Origin of the sequence: Humidesulfovibrio sp. (genome assembly GCF_031082295.1) — a bacterium.
Taxonomy (GTDB): Bacteria; Desulfobacterota; Desulfovibrionia; order Desulfovibrionales; family Desulfovibrionaceae; genus Humidesulfovibrio.
The window spans coordinates 1-8163 of the sequence record NZ_JAVHLD010000057.1; the positions used below are offsets into that span (position 1 = coordinate 1).

Genomic DNA, 8163 nt, shown 5'->3' on the forward strand with positions numbered 1-8163 from the left:
ATATATAGAGATGGGGAAACGAAAGAATTTACAATTTTGTGTGCCTGGTAGTAGTGTTGTGCCAGTTCATTTACTAGGTTCTTCGGAGATGGCTTCTTTTTGAATAATCCAAACATGAACCTTCCTCCAGACTCTTCCAAGTTATCCTGCAAAATTGCTCAAGGCCATCTACGGCGTTGAGTGAAGAGCATATGCACGCCAAACTGTACGCGTGAAAGCCAACCCAAAATTACTGCCAGTCGGTGTGTTGCCGATGCTTCTTCCAATCCTCCAAGTACAGTCGAGCCAAATCTTGGGACCTGACAATTAGCAGGTTCTCAGCGTTCTTTTCTTCAGCACTCTTGGTGATGTTAAAACTACCTGTGACCACGGTCTCATGATCGATAACCATGGTCTTGTTATGGGCTATAGCGTGCTTTGAGTCAATGACTGCGTGTATGCCCGCTTCCCTGACAGCAGCCGTTCCTGACCGCTTGTCGGCTCTCTGGCTTTTGTCCAGGATGACCTCAACGTGAACGCCACGCTGGTGGGCTTGGATGAGGGCAGAGATGATAGGCTCAGAGGTGAATGAGTAGGCCTGGACAAAAATGGACTCCCTGGCCTTGCCTATCTCTGCGACCAGGGCATCCTGAGCCCCACCGCGAGGTGAGAAGTAGACCTGGGTAAGTGCCTCGTGGAGGACCAAGTCAGCAGCCAGCGCTTGGTTGAACCAAACCATGAGCGCGAAGAGCGTCGAGAGGGGTAAAGCCAGCGCCCTACGATTTGTCATTTCCTATTCTCACTTAGCTGCTACTTTAGTCTCTGGCAGTGAACACCTCGAGTAGACCTCACAGGGGCGAGTGGGTAAACTAATTGAAAAAAAACGATGCTATTTAAAAATCAACAAGTATAATCCATATCCTGTGCAGAACAACGCCCCAATTGTAGCAACGAGGTCAGTGTATACCTTCCAATTCCCACGCCACTTAAGCATAGAAGGAAAGACAAACAAACCTAAGAACAAGAACAAGGCTGCTTTCATATCTGGCTCCAGCAAATGATTTATAATGACGAAAATGAAAGTAAACAAACTACTTTAGTTGACTACGTGCTGACCGGGCGTCCTCCAGCTGGATTACGCTCAATTTAGCTGCGCTCAGCCATTTGATTGCTAATCATTGTGATGAAGGCAATTACTATGTGCTCAGCTTGCTGAGCTATGCTCGAATCATAAGTTGCCCTGAACTTTATAAACTGTTTTTTGTAGCATGTCAGGAAAAGACGTGAATATTTTTGGTGACCATCGAAGAAATATGAGTATGATACATGGAGATATGGTACTCCACTAAACTTAACCTGTGACTTTGCATTGACAGTTCTAAATCCAACAAGATTTTGCTTCATTGCAGAATCTGCTATCTCTGATTCTATGGCAGAAAATTGAGCATTCAGTTGAACGGAATGCACTCCGGAGGGAATATTTTTGGCTTTCTTGTCATACACATAAGCATCAAGCTTAATGCCATCCGACCTATAACTGAGTCCAACACCGTCGCCAGGAAAGTCCTTCTCATAGTTATAAACGCCAACAAGTCTCAACGTTCCAAATTTTTCACTAAATATCAGTCCTGTGTCCTGCTCTAACATGTCTGCAGCACTTGCTTCAGCCGCGAGGGCAAGTAGCACGATGAGCATCCATGGCAATGAGATTCTTGGAATGATTGGCATCATAACACCCCAAATCAAAACGTATTTCTATGCTGAGCGGCTCATCTTTGTCACAGAAGTCCAGGGTCGTCTTAGTTGTTTGGGCACTTGGGGATATAATATCTTAGATAGCTGGCTCGTGTCTAGACAAAGTGATTACCCTGTGCCTTTGGTGCCACCCTCCGTTGTGTTTGTGGTTGCAGCTACCATTCTGTTAACCTAACTGCGCGGCAGTGCCTGCCTTGGCAGCAATGAGGTCGTGGTCAGCCTTCGTAATATGCTCAAGGTGCCATTGAACGAGATAGCTCAGGGTGTCTGGTCCAAAAGGAACTCCTCGTGACGGTGGCCTGTGAAGAAATTCCTGCAATGGCCAGATTCAAATAGCAGCGATGGTCAGTTTGCTGTCGGCCACACGCCAGGCGTCGCCCTCATTCTCTCCCAGGCTCACTTCACCGCCTCAAAATTCGTCCACTAGCCTGTCACCTCGTCCTTGCTCCGCACCTCCAGCAGCCCAGCCTTGACGGTCGTGTCATCCAGAGCACCTCCTCACCGGGCTTGAGGAGTACGATGATTCTGGAGCGATCCGGGGCCTTTTTGCGCCTGATCATGGTCGTACATATACCGTTGGGAACAGGCTGCTATCCCCGTTCTTGAGTGCGCCATCGCTTAACGATTGCGTCAACATCAAGTTCTATTGGCCCATCCTTCCATTTCCCGTAAAAATCTACGTCGTCACTATTGGGCGTGGGATTCGGCTTGTCGAACTGAAGGCGTGTAGGCAAGGGGACAGCCTCTCCTAACACAAGCGCTTCACCTCGCCCCAAGCCTGCAAGCACATTGACCAAATCGCCCTCACTTTCCGGCACGAGGCTTCGGACGTATCCTTGATCGTCGGGATTCGTAATTCGCAGGCATATGAACGTTCCGCATTGCGCAAGCACAGTCTCGGATACTTCGTGCGGGCGCTGGCTTACAACGGCAAGCCCAACCCCGTACTTGCGGCCCTCTTTTGCAATACGCTCCATGGACTTCCGAGAGCCTGCGAACTGGCTGTCAGCGGCTCGCGGAATATATGCATGGGCCTCCTCGCATAAAAGAAGAATTGGGAAATCGCGGTATTGAGGATTCCAGTAGTTGAACTCGAAAGCCAAGCGCCCGATTTGTGCCGCCACAGTGGGGCGAACGTCGAATGGCACAGAAGAAAGGTCAACCACCGTTACTGCGGCCTTCTGAGTGCCAAGGCCGACAAAATCTCTCAACATTCCCGAAAGTGACGCGGAAGAATTTCGACTTTTAGGCTTTAGAAGAAAATCGTAGCGTGTGTCATTGAGCTTGCTTTCGATTCTCATGAGAAAACGAGTAAAATTGCCAAACATCGGACCTTGTCTATTGTCAACGCGTTCAGTGTTTTTACTCCTTGTTTTCTCAATTAGAGTGTTCAAGGAAAAGTAGATAGGAGTATCAACTGTGACTCGCGATAAGCCCAAAGGCGGTGTTGCCGTCTGTGCTTCTTCTAGGCGTCCTTGATATAAACAATCTCGAAAAAATGCAGTCTGATTTGCTGCTTCACGCTCATTGTGCTCGATTAACAAGTCGCACAGCTCCGAAAATGTCATTAACCAATATGGGATTTCAAGCTCTCGTGCATCAACGTGGCGCACGATTGAGTCTCGAAATGCATAGCTACATTTCCCATCATCTCTCTTCCAGCAATACTCACCATGCAAGTCTAAGATGATGATGTGTGCTCCTGGCATAACTTCCACTGCTCGTTGCACCAGGGCGGCAACGGTCCAGGACTTGCCCGACCCTGTTTGACCTAGAATGGCAAAGTGACGTCCGAAGAGGTTGGTGGGATCAAGATACACCTTTAGTGATGGGTGGGTTGCAACTGTTCCGACCGAAAATTCCTTTGAATGGTACCGGTCGAACATCTTGGCGATGTCGAGCGTACTGATTGCGTGCACCTCTGCGCCCGTTGTTGGATATTGACCAACGCCTCGATCGAATTGTCCATCATCCCTGATTGAGCCGATTGGTGTTATTTTCGCAATTCGTCTTGCATAAGGTAAGCGGATCGCACCATCAGCAGGTGTGCAGCTTGTAGTCCCTGTAAGAGCCTCTTGTTCGGTCATGCGTGTAACGATTGCAATGATGTAGATACTGCTCTGTCGTATTGCGACATAAGAGCCAATCTGTCCGACGATGACATCCTCATCGCCGATGGTAACTGTGGGCGATTTTCCTTGTTCGCCCTCCACCAGTGCGACCGTCAGCTGGCCTCCTTGCACATCAATCACGTATCCGATCAGGGTAACTGTATCTTGTGGCATTGTTCATACCTCCTGGGCCAACCGCTCAAAGCTCCAGAGGTCGGGGTGTCCCGGTCCTAACTGCCCTTTGAGGGAGCATCGCGTTTCAGTGACAACAACAACATTTGTCTTTGCGCTCCAAAATTTCCAGGCAGGATCGGTGAGGGTTTTCGTAAAAATCAAGACGGAGAAATTACTTCGAGCAAGGGCAGGTATGATGATGTCATTGACGTGTGCGTCAGCAAATCCGTACCCGATGCACACGAGCCGGTTAATTAGGTCGCTGCTCTGGCCTAAGCAACCGCGAAATAGTGACCAAAGTGCAGAGTATGGTTGGAACATAGTGTCCGCAGCCTTCCTCCGTTGTGGCGGGATCATCAAGCGCTTTGTCGACAAAGGTGGATCTGTGCTAAATGGGCATCGGCGTACGCCGTTTGTAGGACATTCGTACCACCCGAGTGAACCATGGAGCTTATGCAGGTAGATCACTTGTGGTTTTGGAGAAAACACTTGCCCCTTGCGACTGAACCGGTAATGGCCGATGGGCTCTTCGAACACTGCTGCTTCGAAGTACGATTGCTCCGCGCCCAAAAAACCATCGACTAATCGTACTTTCGCTTGGGAAGCCGCACGTTCAATGAGTGGATCGTAGTTGAGGCTAAATACATTGACAGAGGGTTTGGCGCGTTCAGCAATTCGTCGAACGAATTCGCAGTGGAGCGTTGATGGCGGAGCCTTGGACATGAAGAGTTTTGCCAGAGCAGTCGTTACCAAATGACGGTAGGGTGTGTCCTCTGCGCCGCCATCATCCAAGAGATCCAGCGCATGTTCGATGCCATTCGCGCCCTCGTCAAGCTTCGCTTGAATGTCAGCGCGCCTCGACACATCTGTGATGCTGTCTTTAATCTGATCCCACAGGTTGACGGCCAGTGGGTAGCCTTCTCCATTGAGGTATGATGAGCCCGCGCCAAGCAAATAGCCGACACGTTGCGACTTGAGTTGCTGTCTGACCTTGGCTTCAAGTTTCGTAATAAAGTCGATTGGTTTGGCCATAAATAGAAGTGCCTCACCTTACATGACCTGTGCGACCATGGCCGCTCACCCCGCCCGCTAGCCGCAGTGCCGGAGGCCTTTGGCTTTGGTTGAAAACCCTCTGATTGCACTCGGGGCAGGGAGACATGGCTACGTGTCTGCTCCGTTTTCAGCCCGACATGATAATCTTCAATGTTGCGCGCGCCAAACCGTCCCCTTTGCCGCCGCCTTGGATTAAGCGGTATTTTCTCCGACGGCCTTCTTGGGGTCGGGGCTGGAGGATGGGGCCTCATCGGCCATGCCGCCCACAGATGGATTCGATTCGCACGCTCCAGCTCCCCCCCTTGCCTTGGTGATCTTTGTGATCTCACCTTCGAGCATGGCCCGCACGGCGCGCAGCATGTCCAATTCGTCCGCGCCAGACTCGCGCATGGTGCGCGCCACCTGGTCCACGCGCTGGGCGATTGGGTCAGATAGGGCCGTTGTGCCGCCGGTGTGCAACATTTCCTCCTCGCCGGTCAGCAGCCAATGGGCGTTGAGCTTGCACTCACGCACCCAGTTGGCCAGCGTGTCCCGCGTGGGTTCCCGGTCCGTATTCAGATAGCCGGAAAGTGTCTGCCTAGTTATCCCGCCAGCCTTGGCAAAGGCTTTGTCGGTCAAATTGAGGGCCTTGATGGCATCTCTCAACCTCTGGCGGGACAATTCTGAAGCCACAAAATCACCTGTCTGTGTTAGTTTTTGTTGACACGTGGTAAAGAAACGAAATATGCGGAAATCCTCTTCGCATTCACACCGAACCACGAGATATTGTATGCAATTATGTTCTGTTCCTAACTTAACTCGGCTCACTCGGCAAGAGGCATTGCGTGTGTGGATGATTCGCAATGACCTTTCGTTTGCCGAGATGGGCCGCAGGTTGGATGTTACCGCAAACGCGGTGTCCAAGCTTTGCGGCCAAGACACCATGCCCGTGACCCGGCACCGACAGCTTGTGGAACAGGGCGTGCCTGTCGAACTGTTGCCCGCCCCCATGGACATCAAGCCAGGTCCGAAGCCCAGATCGGTGCATGATGAATTTCAGGCCGCTTTCAGAGGGTAGGGGGTGAGCATGTTTAAGCTCTGGACGCGCCTGTTCCGCCGGTTCCATGTTGGACCGTGGAGGGATGGGGAGGTCATGTTTTCGCGCCCGCGACGCCAGCCCTTGCAAGAGCTGGTTTCTTTCTGGGCGGACAACTCCCTGTACGAGGACATCCGCCTTCAGGTGGGGAGCCGAGATGCGTCTCGGTTCCTGCGCGCATGCCTGCGCCTGGGACTGGGGCTGTTCCGGGAGTGCCCTGAGCTGATGCAGGAGCTGGACAAGCGCGGCCGCAAGGAGCGCTCCATGTCCGTGTGGGTGGACGAAGGCACCTACGAGCGACTGCTCATCGTCTCGCAGGGGCAGAAGTCGCAGCTCATCCGCGCGTCTGTGGAGTTCGGTCTTGTTCATTTTCAGGTCCATCCTGAACATATTTCTATGCTGGATGGCGGCGGAAGGGATTAGCCGGGGGCGAATCAGGAAAGGCAATGCGTGCGGGGATTTCCCGCGTCGAGATATCACAACATGCGCAGGGAGGGAGTATGGGGGCAAAGCGCCTTGATGCGGAAGTTTTGCAGGTCATCGACGAGTGGTGCGCCCAGCTTCCACCGGTCATCAGCCGCAAGAAGCTGGACTGGTTCCTGGGCGGCATCGTTTCGCGCAAGCACATAGCCAACCTGGACAGCGCCGGTGAAGGTCCGGCGGACAGGATACTTGTTGGGCGCGAGACCGTGTACCCAACTCGGTCCGTGCTGGTCTGGCTGGCGGAGACGCGCGGCTTGAAACGCCTCAAAGGCATCCGTTCGCTGGAGGGGATGATCCCGTTCGCAGACGCGCCAGTCCCTCAACAGCATCCTTAGTCGCGCCGGGGATGAGATGAGCGTAGCGCATGGTCTGGGTGATGGTCTTGTGCCGCATCAGTTCCTTGATGCGGTAGATGTCTGTGCCCTGGAGCGCGAGCCAGGAGGCGAAGGTGTGCCGGAGCGTGTGGAAGCAAACGCGCTGACGCGGATCGCTCACCCCGTCGTTCAGCTTAAGGTCATCCGCCAGGGCCGCGAAGGTGTTGCTGATGTTGCGCACCTTGCCGCCGCGTATCGCACCCTTGAACACCAGGCCTGGCTCGGCGACTGTTTTGCGGAGTTCCATCATGGCCAGCACATCGCTGTTCATGTGGGCGATGCCGTCTCCGGCCTTGGCGTCACGAATGCGGAGCACCCCATGGACCATGTCCACATCGGCCCATTCCAGGGCCTGGATTTCCCCCTTGCGCATGCCGGTCATCAGGGAGATCAGGCAAATGTCGTGGAAGTCAGGGCGTCCTTTGCGGCGCTGCTTTGGGAATTCCTTGGCCTGCTCCAGAATACGCCCGACATCCTCGTAGCTGAAAAAGCGCAGCCGGTTGTTGTCTTGCCTGGGCATCTGCACGGCTGCGCACGGGTTGCGCCCGTCGAAGATGGGGGTGTCGATTTCTTCGGAGTAGGGCGTCTTGGCCGCATAGTTGAAGATCCTGCGGATGAGCCCCAGGATGTGCCGTACGGTGGCTATGGCCAGTCCCTGGCCCATGAGCGCGGTCTTAAGGTTCTCGATGCGAGCGGAGCCCAGGGAGCGGAGAGGGAAGTGCCCCAGTGTCGGTATGATGTGGCCTTCGATGCGAGATTCGTCAGCTCTCCAGGAGCGTTTGTTCACCCTGGCCCAGGAAAGGAACCGCGCAGCAGTCTCGGCAACGGTGATGTCCGCTATGCGGTCCAAGGTTTCGCGGGCGGTCTGTTCGCGTTGCGCCTGTTCCTTGAGCTTGCGCTTGTCAGCCAGGCTTGCAGGACCGGAGCCAAGGCGGATATTCGTGCGGATGTCCGAGAGCACTTTGGCCGCCTGCTCTGCGGTCCAGCCTTCGCTGGACCACCCCAGGCCTTCCTCATGGCGCTTACCCTGGCTGTCGTAGTAGCGGATGAAGAAATATCGGTCGGGCTTGCCCCCCTTGCGGCGGGCAGAGTGTTCGCGGTATCGTACCCCCGGATACTTGGTGTTGTGTTTCACTTTCGCCGCTCCTTTCAGCCCCCC

General features: G+C 53.6%; 8 protein-coding genes. 2 read left to right on the plus strand and 6 right to left on the minus strand.

Annotated features, from left to right (window positions below):
* Window positions 1-229: 229 nt before the first annotated feature.
* The 5 genes from RDU24_RS15550 to RDU24_RS16060 all read right to left on the minus strand — a co-directional run bounded on the left by RDU24_RS15550 (window position 230) and on the right by RDU24_RS16060 (window position 6068).
* Entirely contained in the window at window positions 230-769 is a 540-nt protein-coding gene (locus RDU24_RS15550) for a phospholipase D family nuclease (RefSeq protein ID WP_308736698.1), read from the minus strand.
* A gap of 356 nt (window positions 770-1125) precedes the next feature.
* Window positions 1126-1665 (minus strand): hypothetical protein, encoded by a 540-nt coding sequence (locus tag RDU24_RS15555; protein WP_308736699.1) that lies wholly within the window; start codon window positions 1663-1665, stop codon window positions 1126-1128.
* Window positions 1666-2324: 659 nt separating this feature from the next.
* Window positions 2325-4019, minus strand: a complete 1695-nt coding sequence (locus RDU24_RS15560; protein WP_308736700.1) for an ATP-binding protein — start codon at window positions 4017-4019, stop codon at window positions 2325-2327.
* Between the two features lie 3 nt (window positions 4020-4022).
* On the minus strand, window positions 4023-5051 hold the full coding sequence (locus RDU24_RS15565; RefSeq protein ID WP_308736701.1) for an SIR2 family protein: 1029 nt from the start codon (window positions 5049-5051) through the stop codon (window positions 4023-4025).
* Between the two features lie 213 nt (window positions 5052-5264).
* Window positions 5265-6068 carry a helix-turn-helix domain-containing protein gene (locus RDU24_RS16060; protein WP_374989794.1) on the minus strand — a complete coding sequence of 268 codons (804 nt, stop codon included), beginning with the start codon at window positions 6066-6068 and terminating at the stop codon, window positions 5265-5267.
* A gap of 70 nt (window positions 6069-6138) precedes the next feature.
* On the opposite strand from RDU24_RS16060, the gene RDU24_RS15575 reads away from it, so the two are divergent.
* Both RDU24_RS15575 and RDU24_RS15580 read left to right on the plus strand, forming a co-directional pair.
* Window positions 6139-6570, plus strand: a complete 432-nt coding sequence (locus RDU24_RS15575; RefSeq protein WP_308736702.1) for a hypothetical protein — start codon at window positions 6139-6141, stop codon at window positions 6568-6570.
* 77 nt (window positions 6571-6647) lie between these two features.
* Window positions 6648-6965 (plus strand): hypothetical protein, encoded by a 318-nt coding sequence (locus RDU24_RS15580; RefSeq protein WP_308736703.1) that lies wholly within the window; start codon window positions 6648-6650, stop codon window positions 6963-6965.
* On the opposite strand, the gene RDU24_RS15585 is transcribed toward RDU24_RS15580, so the two are convergent.
* Window positions 6895-8139, minus strand: a complete 1245-nt coding sequence (locus tag RDU24_RS15585; protein WP_308736704.1) for a tyrosine-type recombinase/integrase — start codon at window positions 8137-8139, stop codon at window positions 6895-6897. The two genes, RDU24_RS15580 and RDU24_RS15585, sit on opposite strands and share 71 nt — an antisense overlap.
* Between the last annotated feature and the right edge of the window lie 24 nt (window positions 8140-8163).